Below are 25,549 nucleotides of genomic sequence, written 5' to 3' on the forward strand. Positions count from 1 at the left end.
GGGGCGTTTAAATTTGGTATGTTGTGGTCTGTTTGGGCGGGGGCCGCCCCACCCCCCCTGGGGGGTTTCCCACCTGCGGGGGGGGCCTGGGGTGGTGATCGCGCGCCCCGCCGTCGGGATGGACCGGGAGTCTCTGCAGCCCTCAGGACTCCGGCGCGGTCCGGTGTTGCACGTCTTCCACTATAGGGAAGGCTGACCTAATCCCACAAGACCTCGGACCGGATGTCCTGCCGCCACGAAGGCGTCGAGCAACTGTTGGCCACGCCGCGCCGCGGTGCGACGGGAGGCGCCGCCGAGTACGGGTAGCTGCGATGCGCCGGTGACGACCGCGCGCCCGACCATCGCCCAGAACCGGGCGCCGTCGAGCGGAGCGCATCGCTGCACCGCCTCGTGCACCGCGGCCAGGGCGGTCACGGCGCGGTGTGCGGTCCACACCGCCATAGCCTCCTCGCACGGCAGCACCACGACCTCACGACCGGCGGCGGCGCGGTCGCCGGGAAGCACGCGCAGGGTGTCGTCGGCGACGCCGGCCCAGTCGATGCATCCGTCGCTGTCCTGATGCAGCCAGAGGTTGTCGAGGCCGGGATCCCACACGCGCCCCTCGAGGGCGAGGGGGGCGAGCACCCGGCCGACGACGGCATGGATGAGCGCGGCGGCGACCTGCTCGGCGGCGATACGTGGTTCGTCGACGTCTTCGAGGGAGCGTCGATAGAGCAGTTCGATGCGCTCGGTACGTTCGGGACTGCCGAGGCTCCACCAGCGGCGCTTGGGTTCTTCGTCGATACAGGCCACGGCGTAGACGCGGGGCGATCCCGCGGCGAGTGCCCGCAGTCGAGTGCGGGTGTCTTCGAATGCGCGGACGCTCCGGTCGTCGAACATGGGGACCGGAGCGGTGGTGGTCGGTGGCAGCAGCAGAGTCGTCATCCGACACCTCTCTTGTCGACGGGCACCCAGCGGGTTGCTTAGGTAAGGCTAACCATTACATCTGGGGTGGAGGTCGCGCAACCCGCCACACCGAAACAGCGACCGCCGACCCTCGCCGACAAGCACCACCCGGTGACAGACCGAAATAGGATTCCGTAACCTAACTCCAGACCCACCCGAGAACGCCGTCACGAGGAGCGCCCCACGCACGTGGCCACCATTCGACCCACTTCCACCGAACTCTCGGCCACCGAACCCACGGCCACCGAGTTCACCGGCCCGCCCACCACGGCCCGCCGCCTCCTCGCGGAGCTACTGGACCTCGCCCTCCTCGCCATCCCCCTCGCCATCGGCGCGCTACTCGTCGACACCCTCGCCGACGCCAACGGAGGCGGACAAACCGACCGCGTCGTCTTCGGTGCCGCCGCCCTGGTCGCCACCATCGGGGTGCTGCTGTGGAACCGCGGCCACCGCGAAGGCCGCACCGGCGCGAGCCTCGGCAAGACCTGGACCGACCTGATCACCCGCGACCCGGACACCGGCGCTCCCATCGGCACCCGCCGCGCCCTGCTGCGCCGCCGCACCGAGGTCGTCATGGCCCGCACTGCCGCCGACGACGGCTTCACGCCGCTGCCCGCGGACACCAGCGTCGCCGGAATCCGCCGCAAACGACTCCTCGGGCTCCTCACACTCGCCGTGATACTCGTCCTGGTCCTCCTCGCCAGCGTCGCCATCGGTGCCCGTCCGATGACCTTCCCCGAGGTGTTTCACGCGCTGTTCGTCAACGACGGCTCCGAAACCGATGTGATCATCCACTCCCTGCGCATCCCCCGCACCCTGCTCGGCCTGCTCGTCGGCATCGCCCTCGGTGTCGCCGGTGCCCTCATCCAAGGCCACACCCGCAACCCCCTCGCCGACGCCGGGCTCCTCGGCATCAACGCCGGCGCGGCGCTGTTCGTGGTCCTCTCGATCTACCTGCTGGGCACCAGCAGCCCCGCCGAATACCTGTGGTTCGCGTTCGCGGGATCCCTGTTCGCCAGCGTCGTCGTGTTCGGATTCTCTTCGATCGGCAACGGCAGCTCGAGCCCCCTGAGCCTGGCCCTCGCCGGCGCCGCCGTCGCCTTCTTCCTCCAGGCCATGATCCAAACCGTCGTCCTGCTCGACCAGACCAGCCTCGACGGCTACCGCTTCTGGGTCGTCGGCTCCGTCGCCGGCCGCGGCATGGACGTGCTCTGGCAGGTCCTCCCCTTCATCGTCGTCGGCCTCGTGATCGCCCTCGCCGGCACACCCGGACTCAACGTGCTCAGCCTCGGCGAGGACGTCGCCCGCTCCCTCGGCACCAACGTCGTACTCACCCGCGTCATCGGCATTGCCGTGATCACCATCCTCACCGGCGCCGCCACCGCCGCGTGCGGCCCCATCGCGTTCGTCGGCCTCATCGTCCCGCACATCGCCCGCGCCATCACCGGCCCCGACTATCGCTGGCTCGTTCCCTACGCGGGCCTACTCGGCGGTGTGCTGCTCGTCCTCGCCGACGTCATCGGCCGCATCGTGGTGCGCCCCGGCGAACTGCAGGTCGGCATCGTGCTCGCCCTGGTCGGCGCCCCATTCTTCATTGCCCTCGTCCGCCGCCGGAAGCTGGTGTCGCTGTGACCGACCTGACGAAAATCGACCCGGCGACGACCCCACCCGCCCCGGACGGGGCACCACACCGCCGGCGTATCCCCATCCAAGCCTCCACCGCCGTGCCCGCCCGACCCGCCTTCCGCATCGGCCGCTGCTCGGTCGTGTGGCGCGGCCGCCAAGTACTCGTATGCGTCCTGCTCGCCGTCGCCGCGTTCCTGCTCCTGTGCATCGGACTCGGCCGCGGCGACTACCCGATGTCCGTCCCCCAGGTCATCGAGGTGCTCATCGGCGGCGGCGAACGCCTCGACCGGTTCATCGTGTTCGACCTACGGCTCCCCCGCGGCATCGGCGCGCTCGTGGTCGGCGCCTCCCTCGCCGTCTCCGGCGCCATCACCCAATCCCTCTCCCGCAACGCCCTGGCCAGCCCCGACATCCTCGGCATCACCGCAGGCGCCAGTGCCGCCGCCGTCGCCCTGATCGTCGTCACCAGCGGCGGCACCATCGTCGGGCTCCTCGCCGCACTAGGCCTACCCCTGGCAGCACTCGTCGGTGGCCTGCTCACCGCCTCCGTCCTCTACCTCCTCGCCTGGAAGAACGGCGTCGACGGATTCCGGCTCGTCCTGATCGGCATCGGCGCGAACGCCATGCTGATCGCCCTGACCAACTGGATGCTCGTCACCGCCGACATCAACGACGTCTCCCGCGCCCAGGTCTGGCTCACCGGCTCCCTCAACGGCATCAGCTGGAACCAGGTCATCCCCGCCGGAATCGCCCTCGCCGTCATCGGCACCTGGACGATCATCGCCGCGTTCACCATCGGCGCCCTGCGACTCGGCGACGACACCGCCCGCTCCCTCGGCATTCGACTGCAGTCCCAACAGGGCATGCTGCTCATCGCCGCATGCGCCCTCGCCGCCATCGCCACCGCCGCCGCAGGCCCGATCGGCTTCGTCGCGCTCGCCGCACCCCAAGTCGCGATGAGACTCGTGCGCTCGGCAGGCCCACCGATCATCGCCTCCGCGTTGACCGGCGCCGCACTCGTCGTCGGCGCCGACATCATCGCCCGCACCATCCTGCCGGTCGCCCTCCCGGTCGGTCTGGTGACCTCCGCACTCGGCGGCCCGTTCCTGCTGTATCTGCTCGTGCGATCCAACCGGAAGGTTTCAGTGTGACCGACATCCAGCCCCTCGACACGCACTCAGCCGATGCGGACACCACCACAGCCTCCCGACTCGTCGCCGAACACCTCCGACTCGGCTACGGAGACCGCCTCATCGTCGACGACCTCGACCTCGAAATCCCCACCGGCGTGATCACCACCATCATCGGACCCAACGGCTGCGGAAAATCCACGCTGCTGCGCTCACTGAGCCGGTTGCTCAAACCCCGCGCCGGGCACGTCCTGCTCGATGGCCACCAGATCACCAAAATGCGCACCCGCGACGTCGCCCGCGTCCTCGGCATGCTCCCCCAGGCACCCGTCGCCCCCGAAGGCCTCACCGTCGCCGACCTCGTCGCTCGCGGCCGCCACCCCCACCAGACCTGGATGCGGCAATGGTCCGGCGACGACGAAGACGTCGTCTCCACCGCACTGGCCCGCACCGGCATCGCCGACCTCGCCGACCGCCCCGTCGACGAACTCTCCGGCGGCCAACGTCAACGCGCCTGGATCTCCATGGCCCTCGCGCAGGGCACCGACATCCTGCTGCTCGACGAACCCACCACCTACCTCGACCTCGCACACTCCATCGAAGTACTCGACCTCGTCGACCAACTCCACAGCGAACTCGGCCGCACCGTGGTGATGGTCCTGCACGACCTCAACCTCGCCGTCCGCTACAGCGACCACCTCGTCGTCATGCGCGACGGCAAGGTCATCGCCTCCGGCCCCCCGACCCAGGTCATCTCCGTCGAACTGCTCCGCGACGTCTTCGGACTCGACGCCTCCGTCATCGGCGACCCGGTCTCCGGCCGCCCCCTGATCGTGCCCATCGGCACCCGACACGTCTACGGCACCGTCGGCGGCGACACCCCACCCCAAAACCTACGACCCTAGGTAGTACGCACAAATGTCGGAGACTACGTAGAATCACCCTATGGCAGCACTAGGCGAACTCGAGCGAGCAGTGATGGACCACCTGTGGTCGTCCACCGAACCCCAGACCGTGCGACAGGTCCACGAAGGCCTCTCCACCCGACGCTCCCTCGCATACACCACCGTCATGACCGTCCTTCAACGCCTCGCGAAGAAGAACCTCGTCATCCAGCAACGCGACGACCGCGCCCACCGCTACCTCCCCGTACACGGCCACGACGAGCTCGTCGCCGGCCTCATGGTCGACGCCCTCGACCAGGCCGACGAAACCGCCGGACGCACCGCCGCACTCGTCCACTTCGTCGGCCGCGTCGGCGCCGACGAAGCCGCCGCGCTGCGCGCCGCACTGGCCGAACTCGAAGCCCAACACAGCACCGACCGACCCACCGGAAAAGTGAGCTGACAGACTCGACTCCATGAATGCGACCACAGCGCTCGTATTCGGCACACTTGCGCTTCTCCTCGCCGGCCCCGTGCCCGGGCTCCTCGCCCGCGCCACCTGGCCGCACCGCAACCCACGCGCGGCGCTCGTACTGTGGCAGGCCATCGCACTGGCCGCCGTCCTGTCCGCGTTCAGCTCCGGCCTGGCCATCGCCAGCCGACTGCTGGTCCCCGGCGACGACGGCCGACCCACCACCGGCCCCCTCGAGGAGATCGACGCACTCGGACTGCCCCTGTGGCTGACCTACATCACCGTCTTCATGCTCACCCTGCTCATCGGCGGACGCCTGATCTACTCGATCCTGCACGTCGCTGTCCGCACCCGCCGCCGCCGCTCCCGGCACCGCATGCTCGTCGACCTCCTCGACCGCCGCGACAACATCTCCGCCGTCCGCACCCTCCCCCACGTACGGATCCTCGACAGCACCGACCCCATCGCCTACTGCCTGCCCGGAATCCGGCACCGCGTCGTCCTGTCCGAAGGCACCCTCGACAACCTCACCGACGACGAACTGCGCGCCGTCCTGCGCCACGAACACTCCCACCTGCGCGCCCGCCACGACCTCATCCTCGAAGCATTCACCGCCGTGTACGAAGCCTTCCCCCGCTGGGTCCGCTCCGGGTCGGCACTCGGCTCCGTGCAACTGCTCGTCGAAATGCTCGCCGACGACTCCGCCGCCCGCGTCACCGGCCCCACCCCCCTGGCCCGAGCCCTCATCACCTGCGCCGGCGCCCACGCCCCCACCGGCGCGCTCGCCGTCGGCGGACCCTCCACCCTGCTACGAGTACAGCGCCTCGCAGATCCCGGCCCCGACCTCACCATCTCCGCATGCGCCTACATCGCTGCCGCCGCGATCCTCGTCGTCCCCACCGTCGCCGTCGCCGTCCCCTGGCTGACCGAGCTCACCCGACTCTTCACCCACTGACACGCCCCGTACTTCCATTCGATTTCGATCACGCCCCCTTTCGGGGGAAGCTGTACCCCATGACCGACGAACACACCGAGACCCCCCTCGCCCAGATCGGCGTGACCGGCCTGGCCGTCATGGGGTCCAACATCGCCCGGAACTTCGCCCGCCACGGCTACACCGTCGCCCTGCACAACCGCAGCATCGCCAAAACCGACGCCCTGCTCGCCGAACACAGCAGCGACGGCACCTTCGTGCGCACCGAAACCATCGACGAGTTCGTCGGCGCACTCGAAAAGCCCCGCCGCGTCCTGATCATGGTCAAAGCCGGCGACGCCACCGACGCCGTCATCGACGAACTCGCCGACGCCATGGAACCCGGCGACATCATCATCGACGGCGGCAACGCCCTCTACACCGACACCATCCGCCGCGAAGCCGCCCTGCGCGAACGCGGACTGCACTTCGTCGGCGCCGGCATCTCCGGCGGCGAAGAAGGCGCCCTCAACGGACCTTCCATCATGCCCGGCGGTCCCGCCGAGTCCTACACCGCACTCGGCCCCCTCCTCGAAGCCGTCTCCGCCAAAGTCGACGGCACCCCCTGCTGCACCCACGTCGGCCCCGACGGCGCCGGACACTTCGTCAAGATGGTGCACAACGGCATCGAATACGCCGACATGCAACTCATCGGCGAGGCATACCACCTGCTGCGCGACGCGCTCGGCTACGGCGCCGCCGAAATCGCCGACGTATTCGCCGACTGGAACACCGGCACCCTCGAGTCGTACCTCATCGAAATCACCGCCGAGGTACTGCGCCAAACCGACGCCACCACCGGACAACCCCTCGTCGACGTCATCGTCGACGCCGCCGAACAGAAAGGCACCGGCCGCTGGACCGTCAAGGCCGCCCTCGACCTCGGCATCCCCGTCACCGGCATCGCCGAAGCCGTGTTCGCCCGCGCCCTGTCCGGCTCACGCACCCAACGCGCCGCAGCCCGCGACCTGACCTCCGGTGCCCTCGGTACCACCCCCACCGACGCCGCACAATTCACCGAGGACATCCGCGCCGCCCTCTACGCCTCGAAGATCGTCGCCTACGCCCAGGGCTTCGACCAGATCGCCGCAGGCAGCTCCGAATACGGCTGGAACATCGACCGCGCCGCCATGGCCACCATCTGGCGTGGCGGCTGCATCATCCGCGCCCAGTTCCTCAACCGCATCAAAGAGGCCTACGACGCGGACCCCGAACTGCCCAGCCTGATCCTCGCCCCGTACTTCCGCGACGCCATCGAAGCCGGCATCGACAGCTGGCGGCGCGTCGTGGTCACCGCCACCACCCTCGGCATCCCCATCCCCGCTTTCGGCTCATCCCTGTCGTACTACGACGGGCTGCGCGCCGAACGCCTGCCCGCTGCACTGACACAGGGCCAACGCGACTACTTCGGCGCACACACCTACGAGCGCACCGACAAGCCCGGCAAGTTCCACACCCTGTGGAGCGGCGACCACAGCGAAGTCCAGGCCTGAACGACCCGCCGACCACATGACCGGCACCACGGCAGCATCCGTGGCGTGCGCGCTCGCCGCCGCGGTGCTGGTCGCCGTCAGCATGGTCGCCCAGCAACGCTCCGCCGCCGCCGTCCCCACCACCGGCCCACTCGTGGGCAACCTCGTCCGCAACCCCCGCTGGTGGGCGGCACTGGCCGTGGACGGCGGCGGCTACACCCTGCAGGTCCTCGCGCTCGCGCTCGGCACCGTCCTGATCGTGCAACCCCTGCTCGTCTCGTCTCTAGCTCTTCGCGATCCCCATCTCCGCCTACCTCACCGGACAACGCCCCGACCGACGCACCCTGCTACTCGCCGGGGCACTGTGTATCGCACTGGCGGTGTTCCTGGTCGCCGGCAACCCCACAGCAGGCACCATCGACGCCACCGCCACCCGATGGGCACTGCCACTGTGCATCGTCGGTGCACTCGCCGCTGCCGCAACCGCACTCGGTCTCGCTCCCGGCCCGCCGGTGCGCCGTGCCATGCTGCTCGGCACCGCCGCCGGCATCCTCTACGGAGTCGCCGCCGCATTCACCAAACACGTCACCGACCTGGCCGAACACGGCCTGCCCACCCTGCTCGGCTCGTGGCAGACCTGGGCCGTGATTGCCGCCGGGCTCACCGGCATGTATCTGCAGCAACGCGCCTTCCAGGCCGGCCCACTGACCGCCTCCCTGCCCACCCTGACCATCGCCGAACCCCTCGCCGCCGTCTTCCTCGGCATGACAGTGCTCGGCGAACACCTCGACACCGACGGCATCGGCCTCACCGTCACCATCACCGCAGTCGCGGTGATAGCCGTGACCACCCTCGCGCTCGCCCACACCGTCACTACACCGCCGCCACCCACGGAGACGGCGCAGCCCACGGAGACGGCCCAGCCCTGATCAGGCTCCCGACCGTGACAACACCGCAACCAGGAAATCCGAATCGTCGGTGAACGGACGCACATCCCACGTCGACAACAACAACTCCGGCGTGAGCCCACCGGCGGCAGCATCCGCAAGGAACTCGGCGAAGTCGTAATCGCGACCCGCACCGAACCCGACCACCGCACGCCCCGCAGGCGCCAGATGCCGCGCGAACCCGGCCAACGTCGCCCGCCGCGTCGCCGGCGCCAAAAACGTCATCACATTGCCCGCACACACGATCGCGTCGAACTCCGCCGCCACACCACGACTCGGCAGATCCAACTCGGCGAGATCTCCGACCAGCCAGGTCGGCCCCGGATGATCCTCCTCCGCCGCCGCCACCAGCACCGGATCGACATCGACCCCCACCACCACGTGCCCCACCCCGTGCAGATAGCCACCCAACCGGCCCGGCCCACAGCCCGCATCGAGCACCCGCGCACCCCGCCCCAGCATCGCGTCGATCAACCGGGCTTCACCGACGATGTCCTGCCCCTGCGCCGCCATCGTCCGGAAACGCTCGACATACCAACTCGAATGCGACGGATCCGCCTCGGCGATGTCCTCCCACTGACTTCGGATGCGCTCGGACAAAGTCCCACCTCCTCGATCGGGCCCACCGATGTGCGCCGCGTACAGCCCACCCTAAGCACCTCGAGGCACCACAATCGACAACCCGCCCCACCACACCAGACGACAACCTGCGACCCGCCGAATTAGAATGGACACTTTCACCACCGTCCGGGAGGACTCACGCCCGCCCCGGATTCGACGAGAGGAACTCGGTGCCCGCGGCACCCACCAGCATGCACCCGGCCGACGACGGCGCAACCACCACACAGGAGCGACCCTGATGTCCGTCGCTCTGTCCGTCCTCAGCCTCCTCGGCTTCGTCGCACTCACCGCAGGCACCGCCCTGTTCGTCGCCGCCGAATTCTCCCTGACCGCCCTCGAACGCAGCACCGTCGACGCACACGCCCGTACCGGTGACCGCCGCGCCCGCCAGGTACAGCACGCCCACAGCACCCTGTCGTTCCAACTCTCCGGCGCCCAACTCGGCATCACCATCACCACCCTGATCACCGGCTACCTCGCCGAACCGGTCCTCGCCCGCTTCATCCACCCCCTGCTCGACAGGCTCGGACTGTCCGAGACCACCGCGAGCACCGTGTCCCTGATCGTCGCGCTCGTCATCGCCACCTCGTTCTCCATGATCTTCGGTGAACTCGTCCCGAAGAACATCGCCATCTCCCGGCCTCTGGCCACCGCCCGCGCTACCGCCGGACTCCAAGCCGGCTTCTCCCTGGTCTTCCGCTGGGCCATCCACGGCCTCAACAACGCCGCCAACCACATTGTGCGGCGCGTCGGCATCGAACCCGCCGAGGAACTCCGCTCGGCGCGCTCTCCACAAGAACTCGGCTCCCTCGTGCGCGCCTCCGCCCAAAGCGGAGTTCTCGACGAATCCACCGCCCGACTCGTCGACCGTTCCCTCCGCTTCGGTGCACGCACCGCCGAAGACCTCATGACCCCGCGCATGACCATCGAATCCCTCGACCGCCGGGACACGGTCCTCGACCTGATCGAACTGTCCTCCCGCACCGGATACTCCCGGTTCCCGGTCATCGACTCCGACCTCGACTCCACCCTCGGCGTCGTCCACGTCAAACACGCGTTCACCGTCGCCGCCGACCGGCGCGGCACCACCGCGGTCCAGAACCTCGTCCGGAAAGTGCCGGTCGTGCCGTCGACCCTCGACGGTGACACCGTCATGGAGCGGGTCCGCGCCGACGGAATGCAGGTCGCCCTCGTCGCCGACGAATACGGCGGTACCGCCGGGATCGTCACGATGGAAGACCTCATCGAGGAAATCATCGGCGACGTCCACGACGAACACGACCAACCACAACCCGAGGCACACCCACTCGACAACGGCTGGTCGTGCTCCGGGCTCCTGCGCATCGACGAGGTCGAACGCCTCACCGGCTACCACGCGCCCGACGGCGACTACGAGACGATCGGCGGGCTCATCCTCACCGAACTCGGTCGCATCCCCGAGATCCACGACGAGATCCCGCTCCCGGCCCGCGACACCGCCCCGTGGCGCGCCCGGGTCCTCGAGATGGACGGTCACCGCATCGATCGGCTCCTGTTGACGCCCACCGAGCCCGAACGAAACAGTCCCGACCACGATCATGAGCACACCGAACAGGAGCAGCCGTGAACGACCTGTTCGGGGCCGCTCTGACCGTATTGCTCCTCGCCGGCAACGCTTTCTTCGTCGGCGCCGAATTCTCACTCATCACCGCCCGCCGCGACCGACTCGAAGCGCTCGACACCCAAGGCAAGAAACGGGCCCGCACCGTCATCGCCGCCGGTGAACACCTCTCGCTGATGCTCGCCGGCTCCCAACTCGGCATCACGATCTGCTCGATCCTGCTCGGCCGGGTCGGCGAACCTGCCATCGCGCATCTCATCGAGGCGCCGCTCCACCTCATCGGCCTACCCGACCAGCTGCTGCACCCCATCGCGTTCACCATCTCGATCGCGCTCGTGGTGACCCTGCACATCCTGCTCGGCGAGATGGTGCCCAAGAACATCGCCATCGCCGGTCCCGAACGCACCGCTATGCTCCTCGTCCCCGTCCACCTGCTGTTCATGCGACCGGCCCGCCCCCTGATCGCCTTCTACAACTGGTGCGCCAACATCACATTGCGCGTGATGCGCGTCGAACCCAAGGACGAACTCGACGTCACCGTCACCGCCGTCGAACTGACCGAGATGATCGGCGAATCCCGCTCCGAAGGCCTGATCGACGAAGAAGAACACCGCCGTCTCACCCAGGCACTGAACACCGGTGGACGCACCATCACCGACGTCCTGATCGCGATCAGCGACGTGCGCACCGTGCCCGTCACCGCAACCGGCGTCACGCTCGGTGCCATCGAACACGCCGTCACCTCGACCGGGTTCTCGCGCTACCCCACCCGCACCTCCACCGGCGACTACACCGGATACCTCCATGTCAAGGACGTCCTCGACCTCGTCCACGACCAGGCCGCGGGCCCCGGCACGGTGATCCCACCCGACACCATCCGCCCCCTTCCCTCACTCTCCGTCGACACCCCGCTCGACGACGCCCTGTCCCGATTGCGACGCACCCGCTCCCATCTCGGTGGCATCGTCGACAACACCGGAGCGACGCTGGGCATCGTCGCGCTCGAAGACCTCGTCGAAGAATTCGTCGGCACTGTCCGCGATGCCACCCACCGCATCACCGACCCCACCCCCGGACACCGCACAGGAGAACCACCCCAGTGACCGAGGCCCCGACCGCGCGCCGCGACGTGATCCTCACCGCACACGAATGGACCGCGCGCCGCGACCACCACCGCCACCAGGCCGACGAACTGCTCGCCGGCCACCTGCGACGGCGCGCGGCGCAGCAGAAGCACCCGGTCCACGACTTCCTGTTCACCTACTACAGCCACCGGCCGGCACAGCTGCGCCGGTGGCACCCCGGATTCGGCACCGTTCTGCTGGGCGCCGGTCGCGAGTATCGCGACAATCCCGCGTACGAGCGGGTCGTCGTCGACGGCACGCCCGGGGTTCGCGTGAGCTCCGACACCCTCGACCGCCGGATCGCGATGGTCGAGTTCGTGGCCGAACTCCTGACGCGCACCCGAGCGCGACCTGCCCAGCTCGGCTGTTTCGGACTGCACGAATGGGCCATGGTGTACCGCACGAGCAGCGACGATGTCCGGCATTCGGCGGTGCCGCTGCGGCTCGGCCATGCCGGAACCGATGCAGTGGTGGAATCAATGCAGTTGCGCTGCAGCCATTACGACGCCTATCGGTTCTTCACGCCGGCGGCAGCACCTCGCAATATCGAACCGCTGACCCGCGACGACCAACTCGACCGCGAGCAGCCCGGATGCCTGCACGCAGGCATGGACCTCTACAAGTGGTGCTACAAGCTCTCACCCCTGGTCGATTCGGAACTGCTGCTGCGCTGCTTCCAGCACGCGGCCGCGACGCGCGAACTCGACATGCGAGCGAGCCCGTATGATCTGATCGACTACGGCTACTCGCCCATCACGATCGAGACTGCCGCCGGACGCGCACAGTACGTCCGCGAGCAGTCGGCGCTCACCTCTCGCGCCGCGGACCTGAGACAGGACCTGCTCGAACGATGCTCCGCCCTGCGCGCGCGCCCAACCGAGGTACGCCCCTAGCTACCGGCGGGTAACATAATTGGTGAATTTTCGTGCGGCTCCCGGAACGCAACACCACCGGGCGCACAGCAACCGGAAAGAGTGAGGGTAATGACTGAACGCGTGACCGTCGGCGGACTGCAGATCGCCAAGGTGCTCTACGACTTCGTCAACAATGAGGCGCTTCCCGGCACCGGACTGGACGCGGCCGCGTTCTGGGCCGGCGCCGACAAGATCGTCGAAGAGCTCGCACCCAAAAACCGTGCGCTGCTCGCCAAGCGCGACGGCCTCCAGACCCAGATCGACACCTGGCACCGCGACCGCGCCGGAGCGCCGCACGACGCGGCCTCCTACAAGGCGTTCCTCGAGGAAATCGGCTACCTCGTCCCCGTCCCCGCCCCCTTCCAGGTCACCACCTCCGGTGTCGACACCGAGATCACCTCCACCCCGGGCCCGCAGCTCGTCGTGCCGATCCTCAACGCCCGCTTCGCGCTCAACGCTTCCAACGCCCGCTGGGGCTCGCTCTACGACGCCCTGTACGGCACCGACGCCATCTCCGAAGACGGCGGCGCCGAGAAGACCGGCGACTACAACAAGGTCCGCGGCGACAAGGTCATCGCCTGGGCCCGCGACTTCCTCGACAAAGCCGCGCCCCTGCAGTCCGGCAGCCACGCCGACTCGACGAACTACGCCATCGACGGCACCGAACTGAAGGTCACGCTCGCCGACGGCACCGTCACCGGTCTCGCCGACGCCGACGAGCTCGTCGGCTACCTCGGCGACAAGAACGCCCCCACCTCCGTGCTGCTGCGCAACAACGGCCTGCATATCGAGATCCAGATCGACGCCGCCTCCCCCATCGGTAGCACCGACGCCGCCGGAGTCAAGGACGTCGTCCTCGAATCCGCCGTCACCACGATCATGGACTTCGAGGACTCCGTCGCCGCAGTCGACGCCGACGACAAGACCCTCGGATACCGCAACTGGCTCGGCCTCAACCGCGGCGACCTGACCGAGTCGTTCGACAAGGGCGGTAAGACCCTGACCCGTACGCTCAACGACAACCGGGTCTACACCGCACTCGACGGCAGCGAACTCGAACTGCACGGCCGGTCCCTGTTGTTCGTCCGCAACGTCGGTCACCTCATGACCACCCCCGCCATCCTCGACGCCGACGGCAACGAGATCCCCGAGGGCATCCTCGACGCGCTGATCACCAGCCTGTGTGCCGTCCACGGTCTGCACACCGACGACGCACACGGCGCCCTCGCCAACAGCCGCACCGGCTCGATCTACATCGTCAAGCCCAAGCAGCACGGCCCCGAGGAATCCGCCTTCACCACCGAGCTGTTCGGCCGCGTCGAAGAGATCCTCGACCTGCCTGCCAACACCATCAAGGTCGGCATCATGGACGAGGAACGACGCACCACCGTCAACCTCGCCGCCTGCATCGAAGCCGCCTCCGAACGTGTGGTGTTCATCAACACCGGCTTCCTCGACCGCACCGGCGACGAAATCCACACCTCCATGGAAGCCGGCGCCGTTGTGCGCAAGGCAGCCATGAAGCAGCAGAAATGGATCAGCGCCTACGAAGACTGGAACGTCGACACCGGGCTCGCCACCGGCTTGCAGGGCAAGGCCCAGATCGGCAAGGGCATGTGGGCAATGACCGACCTCATGGCGGACATGCTCGTGCAGAAGATCGGCCAGCCCAAGGCAGGCGCCAACACCGCGTGGGTGCCGTCCCCCACCGGCGCGACGCTGCACGCCACCCACTATCACGAGGTCGACGTCGTCGCGGTCCAGGAAGAACTGAAGGGTAAGACCCGCGCCACCGTCGACGACATCCTCACCATCCCGCTTGCCGAGAACACCGACTGGTCCGACGCCGAGAAGCGTGAAGAACTCGACAACAACTGCCAGTCCATCCTCGGTTACGTTGTCCGCTGGATCGATGCGGGTGTCGGCTGCTCCAAGGTGCCCGACATCCACGACATCGCGCTCATGGAAGACCGCGCCACCCTGCGGATCTCGAGCCAGCTCCTCGCGAACTGGATCCGCCACGGCATCGTCACGGCCGACGACGTCGTCGCGTCCCTCGAACGCATGGCCCCGGTCGTCGACCGCCAGAACGAAGGCGACGCCACCTACCGGAACATGGCACCGGACTTCGACACCAATATCGCCTTCCAGGCCGCCAAGGAACTGATCCTCGAAGGCACCACGCAGCCCAGCGGCTACACCGAGCCGATCCTGCACCGCCGCCGCCGCGAGTACAAGGCCGCCAACGCCTGACCTCCGACAACAAGCTGCACCTGAGACGATGGGCCCCGATCCACTGGATCGGGGCCCATCGCCGCACCACCCGAGACCGCACCGCACCGCCATACATCGCGCAGTCACTAGACTGCTGAGGCCCGACCACAACGAAACGAGGCGAAAAACAAAGTGGCTCGACATCGCGGATCCGGCGGAACACGTGGCGTCAGCACAACCCTCATCGTTGCCCTGGTCGTCGTCGTCCTGTTGGTCCTCGGCGTCCTCGGCTGGCTTCAACTCCGCGACCGAATCGACGACCAGGCCACCGAAGCCGCAGGCACCTGCGTCGAAGGCGACGCCGAACTCCACATCGCCGCCGACCCACTCATCGCCCCCACCCTCACCGACCTCGCCGCCACATGGAACACCGACGTAACGCCCGTGATCCGCGACTACTGCATCACAGCGCACGTCACCGCCACCGAATCCACACCCACAGCGACCGCTCTCGGCGCCGAGAGCACCTGGAACCCCGAACTCGGCCCCGAACCCGCCCTCTGGGTGCCCGTCGACACCCGCGCCGCCGACCGCGCGGGAACGAGCGCGAGCGGACAACGTCGATCCCTCGCCACTTCCCCGATCGTTCTCGCCGCACCGACCGCTCTCCGCAACGGACTCAGCGCTGCCGGGGTCGAATGGCGCGACCTACCGTCCCTGCAAGCCACTCCCGGATCCCTCAGCACCCTCGGCCTCATGCCCTGGGAATCTCTGCGTATGGCCCTACCCACCGGAGCGCGCAGCGACGCCACCGTGCCCGCACTCGAAGCACTCGCCGCCGTCTCGACCACCGGCACAGGACCACTGACCCTGGACGAAGCCCACTCCCCCGACGCCGTGACCGCCACGACCGAACTAGCGCTCGGCGCCGACTCACTCGATATCGCCGCCGGCCCTGCCACAGCCGACGCACTCACGGCCCTGGCCGCGAACTCCACCCCCGAGTCCCCGATCCACGCGGTCCCCGTGACAGAGAAGCAACTGTACGACGCCGTCACCGACGGAACCGCCGACGGCATCGCCGGGTTCCTTCCCGCAGGAGCCACACCGATTGCAGATTTTCCCGCGGTGGTCCTCAGCACGCCCTGGGTGGACGAAACCTTGTCTCGAGCAGCCGGCCAGTTCATCGACTACGTGCGCAACCCCGACCAGGCGCAGAATTTCCTCGACGACGGATTCCGCAGCGAAGACGGCGATTCCCCCGATACCTCGGACTCCGATACCTCGGACTCCGATGCCGCCACCTTCACATACCCCCCGGTCACGAGCGTCCTCGCCGCTGCCGAACCCTCGGTCGGCGACACGCTCCTCGACATCCGGCTCAACCCCCGGTCGCCCACCAAGACCACCGTGCTCGTGGACACCACCGCCTCCATGGCCGCAGTAGACGGAGACAGCACCCGACTCGACGACACCGCATCCGCCATCGACAGTGTCCTCCGCCGCGCCCCGAACTCGTCGATCGTCGGGATGTACGTCTTCGACGACACCTCGTCCTACCGAACCGCCGTCGCCCGCGACGCGCTCACCCTCGCACAGCGCGCGGCACTGACCTCCGCACTCGACACGGTCACCCCCACCGAAACCGCACCGGTATACGAATCGATCCTCGCCGCATACGCCGACGCCGTCGACAACTACGATCCGTCCAGACCGAACTCGATGCTCGTGATCCTCGACAGTGACGACACGAGCCTGGACGACGACAGCACCAGCACCAGCACCAGCACAGCCGACGAGTTCCTCGACCGACTCGATGAACTCACCGACAATTCTGCGCCGGTCCGGATAGACATCGTCGCCCTCGGCGACGACGTCACCGATTCCGGGACATTGCAAGACCTCACCGACCGCACCGGTGGGTCGTACTCCACGCTCGCCTCCACGGCGAACGACGACCTGACCGGCCTGATCCGAAAGCTCATCTCCTGATCGTGATCCGACTGCTCGTCGCGGGGACGTTCCTCGCCCTCATCACCTTCTGGCTTCACCGCCGCCTCGTGCGAGCCCCGGGCCTCACCGGAAGAAGCGCCTTCGTCGCTGATCTCGTGCTCGTGCTGTTACTCGTCGTCGCCTTGGCCGCGTCGGTCACCGGCACCGTCCTCGACCCCGCATGGGCGCGCCCACTCGGCTTCGTCGGCTACAGCTGGTTTGCTGCCGGGCTCTACCTGATCCTCGGAATCCTCGTCATCGGAGTGTTCTGCCTCGGGGCAAGGCTCGTGCGCAGGTTCCGAACCGGCGATGCCCCCGAACTCGACACCCCCGAACTCGACACCCCCGAACTCGACACCTCCGAACGACCACCACGGCGTGCCCTGCGCATCGCGACGGGCACGCTGGTCACCGCCACCCTCGTCACGATCTGCTACGGAAGCCTGATCGAAGCCGCCAATCCCAGACTCGTCCACTCCACCATCGCACTACCCGGGCTTCCGGACGGGTTCGACGGACTTCGCGTCGCTCTGATCACGGATCTGCACGTCGGGCCTGCAAGGGGCGCCGGGTTCGTGCAGGGAGTCGTCGATCAGGTCAACGAACAGCAACCCGACCTCATCGTTCTCGGCGGAGATCTCGCCGACGGCACCATCGAGTTCGTCGGCGACGACCTCGCTCCTCTCGCGGAGCTTCGTGCTCCGCTCGGCGTCTACGGAGTCAGCGGTAACCACGAGTACTACTCCGACGACGTGCTGTCCTGGCTCGACCACTGGGAAGCCCTCGGTGTACAGACCTTGCGAAACGAACACCTCATCGTGGCGCGTAACGGCGACGAGATCGCCGTTGCAGGTGTGCACGACTACACCGCGCCGGCACCGGATGCGGCGGATCTCCCCCAAGCAATTGACGGACTGTCACCCGAGACCTTCGTCCTCCTCGCCGCACATCAGCCGAAACACGTCCTCGAAGCACAGGACCTCGGGGTGGATCTTCAACTGTCCGGGCATACTCACGGCGGCCAGATGTGGCCCCTCGGATACATCGTGTCCGCCGCAAACCCCACCGTCACCGGGTTGGATCACTTCGGTGATACCGCCATCTACACCTCGCAGGGAGCCGGCGCCTGGGGTCCGCCGGTGCGCATTGCCGCGCCTCCTGAGATTTCTATACTCGAGCTCGTCACAGAAAAATAGAAAGCGAAAGCTTTCGCTTCTTACTCTTCTCGCCTCAAACCTCGGGATCGATGCGGGGTTTGAGGCGAGCGGCGTTCGTTGTATTGACTATATTCGGTATTTATATGTATTCCGTCCTGTTCAGAATACAATTGCGAGAATGTGGGGCTGCGGGCAACAGCCCGCAGCCCCACACGTCCTCAGTTGCTGTACGCCTCCAGCGGAGGGCACGAGCACACCAAATTGCGGTCGCCGTGTGCGCCGTCGATTCGTCGTACCGAGGGCCACACCTTCGCGCGCCCCTTCCCCCGCGGGTACACCGCAATCTCACGCGAATACGGATGGGTCCACTCCCCGACCAGGCACTCCGCCGTGTGCGGTGCGCCTCTCAGCGGGTTGTCGTCGACCGCCCACTCCCCGACCCCCACCCTGTCGATCTCCCTGCGGATCGAGATCATGGCATCGATGAACTCATCGATCTCGCTCAGATCCTCACTCTCGGTGGGTTCGACCATGAGCGTCCCAGCCACGGGGAAGCTCATCGTCGGCGCATGGAATCCGTAGTCCGCGAGGCGCTTGGCCACATCGTCGACTGTCACACCGGTGTCCTTGGTCAACTGCCGCAGGTCGAGGATGCACTCGTGCGCAACCATCCCGTTCGCTCCCGTGTACAAGACCGGGAAGTACTCGTCGAGGCGTCGGGCGATGTAGTTCGCCGAAGCGATCGCCGTGAGCGACGCCTGCCGCAGACCGCGTGCGCCCATGAGCTTGATGTACGCCCACGTGATCGGAAGGATCGACGCCGACCCGTACGGCGCAGCCGACACCGGCCCCACGCCACCGAGTTCAGGCGCGGCCGGATGCCCCGGAAGGAACGGTGTGAGGTGCGAACGCACACCGATCGGACCAACACCCGGACCGCCACCGCCGTGTGGAATACAGAAGGTCTTGTGCAGATTCAGGTGACTGACGTCGCCGCCGAACTTGCCCGGCCGGGCGAGCCCCACGAGTGCGTTGAGATTCGCACCGTCGATGTACACCTGCCCGCCGGCGTCGTGGACAGCACCGCAGATGTCTTCGATCTCGTGTTCGTACACGCCGTGGGTCGACGGGTAAGTGATCATGATCGCGGCGAGGCGCTCGGCATGGTCGGCGATCTTCGCCCGTAGGTCGTCGAGGTCGACATCACCATTCGGGCGGCATGCAACAACCTCTACGCGCATCCCGGCCATGACGGCCGACGCGGCGTTGGTGCCGTGTGCACTCGACGGAATCAGGCACGTGTCGCGGTGGTCGTCATCGCGGCTCAGATGGTAGTGCCGAATCGCAAGTAGACCTGCATATTCGCCCTGACTGCCTGCGTTCGGCTGCAGTGTGACGGCGTCGTACCCCGTGACCGCCGCGAGCCAGCGTTCGAGGTCCGAGATGAGTGCGCGGATCCCCTCGGTCTGATGTGCAGGCGCGAACGGATGCAGACCCGCGAACTCCGGCCACGTGATAGCTTCCATCTCCGCCGCGGCGTTGAGCTTCATGGTGCACGACCCGAGCGGAATCATCGTGCGGTCGAGAGCGAGGTCCTTGTCGGACAACCGTCGCAGGTACCGCATCATCGCGGTTTCCGTCCGGTACTTCGTGAACGCCTCATGCTGCAGAAAGTCGCTGGCTCGGCCGAGTTCCTCCGGGATGGACACGGGTAAATCGCCGGCCGCCCCGTCCTCGGTGATCCCGAATGCGGACAGCACGGCGGCCACGTGCGCAGCCATCGTCGCTTCGTCACACGAGATCGACACATGGTCCGCATCGACGAAGTACAGGTTGACGGAGCGCTCGACCGCTGCGGCCACCACCTCGGCCGCGCGACCCGGCACACGGGCGAGAACGGTGTCGAAGAACTCGTCGTGAACGACCTCGACACCACCGCTGCGCAGCGAGGCCGCGATATGCGATGCGTGGGCACCCACTCGACGTGCAATCCCGGTCAGCCCCTCCGCCCCGTGGTACGACGCGTACATCGCGGCGAGCACCGCCAGCAGCACCTGCGCGGTACAGATGTTGCTGGTCGCCTTCTCCCGCCGAATGTGCTGTTCACGTGTCTGCAGCGCCAGCCGGTATGCAGGAGCACCGTCCGCGTCGACCGAGACGCCCACGAGCCGGCCCGGAAGGTTCCGGGTGTGTGCACTGTTCACAGCCAGGTATCCGGCATGTGGACCGCCGAAGCCCATCGGGACACCGAAACGCTGAGTGGTGCCGAAACAGGCGTCGGCGCCCTTCTCTCCGGGCGGAGCCATCAACGTCAATGCAAGGAGATCGGCGCCCACCGCGACCAACGCGCCACGCTCGTGCGCAGCGTGGATCAGCGGAGCGACGTCGAACACGCGGCCCGACGCGCCCGGCACCTGTAGAAGCACTCCGAAGAAGTCGCCCTCCGGCAGTCCGTCGTCGACGAGGTTTGTGGTGACGATCTCGATGCCGAGCGGCTCGGCGCGTGTTGCGAGCACCGCGGCGGTCTGAGTGAACAGGTCGGCGTCGATGACGAACCGGGGGCTTTTCGACTTACGATTCGCGCGGCGCAGCAACGTCATGGCCTCGGCCGCTGCGGTGGCCTCGTCGAGCATCGACGAGTTCGCGACCTCCATGCCGGTCAGGTCGGCGACCATCGTCTGGAAGTTGAGCAAGGCTTCGAGACGGCCCTGGCTGATCTCCGGCTGATACGGCGTGTACGCCGTGTACCAGGCGGGATTCTCGATGATGTTGCGGAGCAACACCGGCGGCGTGAGTGTGTCGTAGTATCCGTGTCCGATCATGGACGTGGCGACGGTGTTGCGAGACGCCAGCGCTTTCAGACCGGCGAGCACCTCGTGTTCACTGAGCGGTGCATCGAGGACATCCAGTCCGTCGGCGACATCACCGTCACGGCTGTCGAGGATGCCGGCGGGTAGCGCCTTCGCGGCGAGCTCCTCGAGCGAACCGACTCCGACGACGTCGAGGATCCGGCGCATTCCCTGCGCGTCGGGTCCGATGTGACGATCGGCGAAATTCCAAGTGACGGCATCTGTCATCGCAGCTCCCAGGCTGGTCGGCGAGGCTCACACCGTGCTCGGTCGGCACGGGTGCTTCCTCCCCCTCTGTCCTGAGCTCGCGGGGCGAGCGCCTGAGAGATTCGGTCCCGGTCGACGGACCTTTCCCCGTGGGCGGGTGGGTACTCCCACCGCTTTCCAGAGACGTCGTAGCTCACGCGGTCCTGGGTGCCTGAGAGATTGACGGGGAGGTGCTGCTCCTTCGGCGCCCGGACGTGTTGGTCCGGGACTCTCCCGCGAGACGGCGACGCACATCGATTCTAGAGCACGAATGCTGCGATCCGGGTCGGCCTTCCGGGAGCGTGACCTAGACCCTATCCGATCCGGCGATTGATGCGGTTGCGTCGGCGGGACGCCAGTTCGTCCTCTGGCCTCTCCTCGACGTCGTATCCGTCGGCACGCTCGGCCGGGAAGTCGGCGATACTGCCGGTCAGTTCCCGGACTGCGCCACTGACTGCGATGCCGAACACGCCTTGTCCGCCCTGCAGCAGATCGACGACCTCTTCCGGCGATGTGCATTCGTACACAGTGGTGCCATCGGAGAAGAGTGTGATCTTCGCGAGATCCCGTACGCCACGGCTGCGAAGATGATCGACGGCGACGCGGATATTCTGCAGCGAGACACCGGTATCGAGGAGTCGCTTGACGATCTTCAGAACCAGAATGTCCTTGAACGAGTACAGTCGCTGGCTTCCGGAACCCGCCGCGCTCCTGATCGAGGGCACCACCAGGTTCGTTCGTGCCCAGTAGTCCAGTTGGCGGTAACTGATGCCTGCAATCTGACATGCGATCGGCACCCGATAGCCGACGAGCTCATCGGGCACCGAGTTGTCAGGAAACAGCCCCGGCTGGAAATCCTCGGAGGTGTCCGATACCGGTACCGGCGCTACGCGGTCGCCGGTGTCGGCACCGAGTTGCTGTCCTTGCGGCCGATCTCGCACTTTGTGACTTCCTCTCGCGCGCCCCGTTGTCCCTCGCCACCACCGACCAGGCGGATCCCCACCGCATCCGATCCTGTGCATCCTCCGGTTCACCCGACTTGATTCCGTAACGGATCAACTCAGCGTACGCCCCAGTGATTGACGTCGGGCAGCAACACGCCGACACGGAAAGCAACGTCCGACATTACACCGGTTCGTTATCAGGCGTCGGCAAACAACTTCCACTCGATCGGCCGGCGTTCCGAATGCCGTTTCAACCGTCGGTCGCCTTGAAGTCGTCGGGTGAGACCGATTCGAGAAATTCTTTGAACTTCTCGACCTCGTCCTCCTTCTCCTCGGGCATCGCGAGGCCCGCTTCAGCCAGCACCGATTCCTCCGCGAACACCGGTGCACCGGTGCGCAGGGCGACCGCAACCGCGTCCGAGGGTCGGCACGAGACCCGCATTTCGCCGTCGAAGACGAGGTCGGCGTAGAAGGTGCCCTCCTGAAGATCCACGATCCGGACCTCGAGAAGGGCATGGCCGAAGGCGTCGAGAAGATTCTTGATCAAGTCGTGGGTGAGGGGCCGCGCCGGCTCCACGCCCTGTTGTTCGAGCGCGATCGCGGTCGCTTCCATCTGACCGATCCAGATCGGCAGGTATCGCTCACCATCCGCTTCACGCAACAGTAGGACCGGCTGGTTCTGCGGTTGCTCGACTCGGATTCCCACTATCCTCATCTCGCTCATTGCGGCGCCTCCGTCCCGCTGCCTGTCAGTCGACATGATCGCTGACACGTTCTGCCTGGATTCTAGTGTGCTCCTCCGTGTACGTCAGGTGCCCGATGCCGGAAGATGTCACCCCGCGTGCGGACGATGGCCGCAGCAGGGTGATCTCAACGATCGAGTGAGCCCTGCACGGCGGCCTTGACGAGACACGTATGCAACGTCAGTGACAGTGCAGCCAACTCACGAACCATCTCTTCTGCGCGTTCCCGTGCCCCTGCATCGCGCCCCTTGGCGATCGGTCCCGCGATCTGAGCGACGAGGCCCGCCTCACGGTCTGCTGCCAACTTGAATGCGCGCAGGTGCCGGACTTCGAGGCCGAACTGGGACATCGCCTTCGCCGTCCGGGCCAACAGCACCGCGTCGTCGTCGAAGAATCCTGCAGCACCCGGCGTGAGAAGCCCTGCGCCCACCAGTTCTGTGAGAAACGTGGTATCGATACCCGCTCGTTCACAGAGGTCGTCTCGGCCGACTCGTATCTGACGGTCGGTACGAAGGTCCTCCGGCGAAACTTCGCCCCGTGCGACCGCGAGCTGACGCGGCCGCTTGGGGCGAGTCTCGACGGTCCCCACCGTTGCGGCGCCACGGTCGATCGCCTCGAGCTGTTCCTTGATCACCTTCAGCGGGAGGTACTGATCACGCTGCGCGGTGAGCACGTAACGGAGTCGTTCACAATCCGCGATGGAGAACCGCCGGTAACCCGACGGAGTACGCTCCGGGCTGATCAACCCTTCGGCTTCGAGAAATCGGATCTTCGAGATCGTCACGTCCGGGAATTCCGGGCGGAGCCGATCGAGCACGGACCCGATCGACATACCTGCCGGCGCCGGCTGGTGGGCAGCGGTCATCAGCTACCTGCGCCCTGAGTGCCCCGCGGGCCGGTCAGAAACACGAGGCGGAACTTGCCGATCTGTACCTCGTCCCCGTTCGCGAGCACCGCCGAGTCGACGGGCTCACGGTTGACATAGGTGCCGTTGAGGCTTCCGACGTCGACAACCTGGAACTCACCGTCGTCCTGACGGAACTCCGCGTGGCGCCGACTGACCGTGACATCGTCGAGGAAGATGTCGCTGTCGGGATGCCGCCCGGCGGATGTGGTGGGCTGGTCGAGCAGGAAGCGTGAACCCGCGTTGGGTCCACGCTTGACGACGAGCAGAGCCGCCCCGGCCGGAAGGCCTTCGACACCCGAGACCGGTGCTTCGGTAGTTGCAGCGGCGCCGGTGTTCTCCAATTCGTTCAGGAAGTCGGCACGAAACACCGAAGTGGTTTCCGCTGGGGTCTCTTCGTAGCCCGCGTTGCCGTTCTCGCTCACCGTTTCTCCTTATCCGTTCGATCATCCGAGTAATCCCGGCTGATCGTCATTCGTTCGCCACCACCACGATCGGACACGGCACACGCCATACCCGACCGTACCCTGCGCACGCCCCTGGTGCAGGTAGTCGCGGTTACGTCATCCAGGGAGTCTCAACCTTCTGTGATCGCTTTGTATCCGGCGGCGTCGAGGGTCGGTTCGAGGGCTGCGTCGAGCTCCGCTTCACTATCCGCCTCGACATCGATGAGCCACCCTTTCCCGTAGGGCGCGCTGTTGACCAGTTCCGGGTTCGCCTCGAGGTCGCCGTTCACTGCCGCAACCGTTGCAGTGAAAGGCACATACACATCCGACACACTCTTCGTGGACTCGACCTCACCGAACGAATCACCGGCAGTGAGCGCGGATCCGGCGTCCGGCAACTGCACGAACACCACGTCGCCGAGCTGGGACTGAGCGTAATCGGTGATGCCGATCCGGGCGGTGGTCGCCCCCGTCCGCTCTACCCACTCGTGCTCCGCCGTGTATCGCAGATCAGCGGGTGTCTCGAACTCACTCACGGCAGTTCCTTTCGGAGGCGACGATTCGGCACGAACGTCTGGTTCAGTTTCCTGGCTGAGCGTATTGGCGCGGCTCGATTTCTCGCAAGGCGAGCACCTCGACCTGCGGCAATTGCTCCACGGTCAGTGTTCCACCGCGTCGAGCGACCGTGTCCACCACCCCGCCGGGAATGTTCAGTGCCGCCGCGAGGGTCGGACCGTCCCCGATCGCTGTAACCGTATAGGGCGCCGCGAGCTTTCGATCGTCGACCGTCAGATCTCCTCCCTGCCCTGTGACCCACGAGTCGGCGCCGATACGCACCGAGGTTCCGTCGGCGCCAGTGATCTGCATGGTGTCTGCGCCGGCCGCCCGTAGTTCCTGGATCGTGTCGAGGACAACTTCCGATCCGATCCCTTCGAGCGGGTCGCTGATGGTCAGGACGACGCCAGGTCCGGTGGCCGAGACCGTACCGAGCTGAACCGACAGGTTCTGTAGACGAGCACGGGCCTCCGCAAGGGCAGCATCCGAACCGTTCTGCTCGAAACCTTCGAGGGTGCGTTCGAGGCCGGTGATCTCTTGCCGCAGCGCCGCCTCGCGTCGATTGAGGTTGTCGAGAAGCACCAGTAGGTCTGCGGGTCGGGCGGAGTCGAGAGTGTCGCCCGTGCCGGTGTTCTTCACCTGCGTGGCGATGGCCGTCCCGAGCAGAACGACCAGCAGCGCCGCGAGCAACGCGTACACACGGCGCTCGCGCCGCGGGCCGGTGTCAGGCGGATGGGCACCGGATTCGGGTGGCTCGGGCCGATCGCGTTCGGCGGGATCGTCGGTCATCG

At 66.9% G+C, this 25,549-nt stretch carries 21 protein-coding genes, 1 pseudogene and 1 riboswitch; of the genes and pseudogenes, 13 read left to right on the forward strand and 9 right to left on the reverse strand.

Annotated elements, in window-relative coordinates; genetic code table 11:
• Window positions 1-180: 180 nt before the first annotated feature.
• Window positions 181-924: a hypothetical protein gene (locus tag ACFWCF_RS21600; RefSeq protein ID WP_378565790.1), complete on the reverse strand. Its 744-nt coding sequence runs from the start codon at window positions 922-924 to the stop codon at window positions 181-183.
• A gap of 219 nt (window positions 925-1,143) precedes the next feature.
• Here ACFWCF_RS21600 and ACFWCF_RS21605 point away from each other — a divergent pair, with 219 nt between their 5' ends.
• The 7 genes and pseudogenes from ACFWCF_RS21605 to ACFWCF_RS21635 all read left to right on the forward strand — a co-directional run bounded on the left by ACFWCF_RS21605 (window position 1,144) and on the right by ACFWCF_RS21635 (window position 8,431).
• Entirely contained in the window at window positions 1,144-2,577 is a 1,434-nt protein-coding gene (locus ACFWCF_RS21605) for a FecCD family ABC transporter permease (protein ID WP_378565904.1), read from the forward strand.
• A 68-nt stretch (window positions 2,578-2,645) separates the two neighbouring features.
• Window positions 2,646-3,722 (forward strand): FecCD family ABC transporter permease, encoded by a 1,077-nt coding sequence (locus ACFWCF_RS21610; RefSeq protein ID WP_378565907.1) that lies wholly within the window; start codon window positions 2,646-2,648, stop codon window positions 3,720-3,722.
• Entirely contained in the window at window positions 3,719-4,606 is an 888-nt protein-coding gene (locus tag ACFWCF_RS21615) for an ABC transporter ATP-binding protein (protein WP_378565793.1), read from the forward strand. The genes ACFWCF_RS21610 and ACFWCF_RS21615 overlap by 4 nt, the downstream gene beginning before the upstream one ends.
• Window positions 4,607-4,646: 40 nt before the next feature.
• The gene (locus ACFWCF_RS21620; RefSeq protein ID WP_378492970.1) at window positions 4,647-5,048 is read left to right on the forward strand and encodes a BlaI/MecI/CopY family transcriptional regulator; all 402 of its coding nucleotides are present in this window, start codon (window positions 4,647-4,649) and stop codon (window positions 5,046-5,048) included.
• Window positions 5,049-5,061: 13 nt separating this feature from the next.
• On the forward strand, window positions 5,062-6,012 hold the full coding sequence (locus ACFWCF_RS21625; RefSeq protein ID WP_378492969.1) for a M56 family metallopeptidase: 951 nt from the start codon (window positions 5,062-5,064) through the stop codon (window positions 6,010-6,012).
• A 59-nt stretch (window positions 6,013-6,071) separates the two neighbouring features.
• A complete protein-coding gene (gene gndA / locus ACFWCF_RS21630) occupies window positions 6,072-7,523 on the forward strand; it encodes an NADP-dependent phosphogluconate dehydrogenase (RefSeq protein WP_378565800.1) in 1,452 nt (483 codons plus the stop codon).
• Window positions 7,524-7,539: 16 nt separating this feature from the next.
• Window positions 7,540-8,431, forward strand: a pseudogene (locus ACFWCF_RS21635) (DMT family transporter).
• Here the strand turns inward: ACFWCF_RS21635 and ACFWCF_RS21640 are convergent.
• Window positions 8,432-9,094: a class I SAM-dependent methyltransferase gene (locus ACFWCF_RS21640; RefSeq protein ID WP_378492972.1), complete on the reverse strand. Its 663-nt coding sequence runs from the start codon at window positions 9,092-9,094 to the stop codon at window positions 8,432-8,434.
• A 214-nt stretch (window positions 9,095-9,308) separates the two neighbouring features.
• Here ACFWCF_RS21640 and ACFWCF_RS21645 point away from each other — a divergent pair, with 214 nt between their 5' ends.
• From ACFWCF_RS21645 to ACFWCF_RS21670, 6 genes are all read left to right on the forward strand, one after another.
• Window positions 9,309-10,676, forward strand: coding sequence for a hemolysin family protein (locus ACFWCF_RS21645; protein ID WP_378565803.1), 1,368 nt, complete (start codon window positions 9,309-9,311; stop codon window positions 10,674-10,676).
• A complete protein-coding gene (locus ACFWCF_RS21650; RefSeq protein WP_378565806.1) occupies window positions 10,673-11,773 on the forward strand; it encodes a hemolysin family protein in 1,101 nt (366 codons plus the stop codon). Before ACFWCF_RS21645 ends, ACFWCF_RS21650 begins: the two co-directional genes overlap by 4 nt.
• Window positions 11,770-12,687, forward strand: a complete 918-nt coding sequence (locus ACFWCF_RS21655; RefSeq protein ID WP_378565809.1) for a 3-methyladenine DNA glycosylase — start codon at window positions 11,770-11,772, stop codon at window positions 12,685-12,687. The genes ACFWCF_RS21650 and ACFWCF_RS21655 overlap by 4 nt, the downstream gene beginning before the upstream one ends.
• Before the next feature lie 90 nt (window positions 12,688-12,777).
• Window positions 12,778-14,961 (forward strand): malate synthase G, encoded by a 2,184-nt coding sequence (locus tag ACFWCF_RS21660; protein ID WP_378565812.1) that lies wholly within the window; start codon window positions 12,778-12,780, stop codon window positions 14,959-14,961.
• A gap of 153 nt (window positions 14,962-15,114) precedes the next feature.
• Window positions 15,115-16,914 (forward strand): substrate-binding domain-containing protein, encoded by a 1,800-nt coding sequence (locus tag ACFWCF_RS21665; RefSeq protein WP_378565815.1) that lies wholly within the window; start codon window positions 15,115-15,117, stop codon window positions 16,912-16,914.
• 2 nt (window positions 16,915-16,916) lie between these two features.
• The gene (locus tag ACFWCF_RS21670) at window positions 16,917-18,110 is read left to right on the forward strand and encodes a metallophosphoesterase (protein ID WP_378565817.1); all 1,194 of its coding nucleotides are present in this window, start codon (window positions 16,917-16,919) and stop codon (window positions 18,108-18,110) included.
• A 179-nt stretch (window positions 18,111-18,289) separates the two neighbouring features.
• On the opposite strand, the gene gcvP is transcribed toward ACFWCF_RS21670, so the two are convergent.
• The 7 genes from gcvP to ACFWCF_RS21705 all read right to left on the reverse strand — a co-directional run bounded on the left by gcvP (window position 18,290) and on the right by ACFWCF_RS21705 (window position 25,547).
• A complete protein-coding gene (gene gcvP, locus ACFWCF_RS21675) occupies window positions 18,290-21,148 on the reverse strand; it encodes an aminomethyl-transferring glycine dehydrogenase (protein ID WP_378565820.1) in 2,859 nt (952 codons plus the stop codon).
• Between the two features lie 167 nt (window positions 21,149-21,315).
• Window positions 21,316-21,413, reverse strand: a riboswitch (glycine riboswitch).
• Window positions 21,414-21,480: 67 nt separating this feature from the next.
• Entirely contained in the window at window positions 21,481-22,107 is a 627-nt protein-coding gene (locus ACFWCF_RS21680; protein ID WP_378565822.1) for a MerR family transcriptional regulator, read from the reverse strand.
• 253 nt (window positions 22,108-22,360) lie between these two features.
• Window positions 22,361-22,834, reverse strand: coding sequence for a bifunctional nuclease family protein (locus ACFWCF_RS21685; RefSeq protein ID WP_378492473.1), 474 nt, complete (start codon window positions 22,832-22,834; stop codon window positions 22,361-22,363).
• 146 nt (window positions 22,835-22,980) lie between these two features.
• On the reverse strand, window positions 22,981-23,718 hold the full coding sequence (locus tag ACFWCF_RS21690) for a MerR family transcriptional regulator (protein WP_378492474.1): 738 nt from the start codon (window positions 23,716-23,718) through the stop codon (window positions 22,981-22,983).
• Window positions 23,718-24,182 carry a glycogen accumulation regulator GarA gene (garA, locus tag ACFWCF_RS21695; RefSeq protein WP_169690162.1) on the reverse strand — a complete coding sequence of 155 codons (465 nt, stop codon included), beginning with the start codon at window positions 24,180-24,182 and terminating at the stop codon, window positions 23,718-23,720. Before garA ends, ACFWCF_RS21690 begins: the two co-directional genes overlap by 1 nt.
• 152 nt (window positions 24,183-24,334) lie before the next feature.
• Window positions 24,335-24,739, reverse strand: coding sequence for a glycine cleavage system protein GcvH (gene gcvH, locus ACFWCF_RS21700; RefSeq protein ID WP_378565826.1), 405 nt, complete (start codon window positions 24,737-24,739; stop codon window positions 24,335-24,337).
• A 43-nt stretch (window positions 24,740-24,782) separates the two neighbouring features.
• Complete coding sequence (locus ACFWCF_RS21705) at window positions 24,783-25,547, reverse strand: DUF881 domain-containing protein (protein WP_378565829.1); 765 nt, start codon at window positions 25,545-25,547, stop codon at window positions 24,783-24,785.
• Between the last annotated feature and the right edge of the window lie 2 nt (window positions 25,548-25,549).

This window comes from Rhodococcus sp. NPDC060090, from assembly GCF_042729855.1.
GTDB lineage: Bacteria > Actinomycetota > Actinomycetes > Mycobacteriales > Mycobacteriaceae > Rhodococcus.

Bases quoted from the DNA above. Each gene is read 5' to 3' on its own strand.
- ACFWCF_RS21685 (WP_378492473.1), bottom strand. From the start codon at position 22,834: ATGAGCGAGATGAGGATAGTGGGAATCCGAGTCGAGCAACCGCAGAAC.
- ACFWCF_RS21620 (WP_378492970.1), top strand. From the start codon at position 4,647: ATGGCAGCACTAGGCGAACTCGAGCGAGCAGTGATGGACCACCTGTGG.
- ACFWCF_RS21660 (WP_378565812.1), top strand. From the start codon at position 12,778: ATGACTGAACGCGTGACCGTCGGCGGACTGCAGATCGCCAAGGTGCTC.
- ACFWCF_RS21705 (WP_378565829.1), bottom strand. From the start codon at position 25,547: ATGACCGACGATCCCGCCGAACGCGATCGGCCCGAGCCACCCGAATCC.
- ACFWCF_RS21645 (WP_378565803.1), top strand. From the start codon at position 9,309: ATGTCCGTCGCTCTGTCCGTCCTCAGCCTCCTCGGCTTCGTCGCACTC.
- ACFWCF_RS21600 (WP_378565790.1), bottom strand. From the start codon at position 924: ATGACGACTCTGCTGCTGCCACCGACCACCACCGCTCCGGTCCCCATG.
- ACFWCF_RS21690 (WP_378492474.1), bottom strand. From the start codon at position 23,718: ATGACCGCTGCCCACCAGCCGGCGCCGGCAGGTATGTCGATCGGGTCC.
- gcvP (WP_378565820.1), bottom strand. From the start codon at position 21,148: ATGACAGATGCCGTCACTTGGAATTTCGCCGATCGTCACATCGGACCC.
- gndA (WP_378565800.1), top strand. From the start codon at position 6,072: ATGACCGACGAACACACCGAGACCCCCCTCGCCCAGATCGGCGTGACC.
- ACFWCF_RS21625 (WP_378492969.1), top strand. From the start codon at position 5,062: ATGAATGCGACCACAGCGCTCGTATTCGGCACACTTGCGCTTCTCCTC.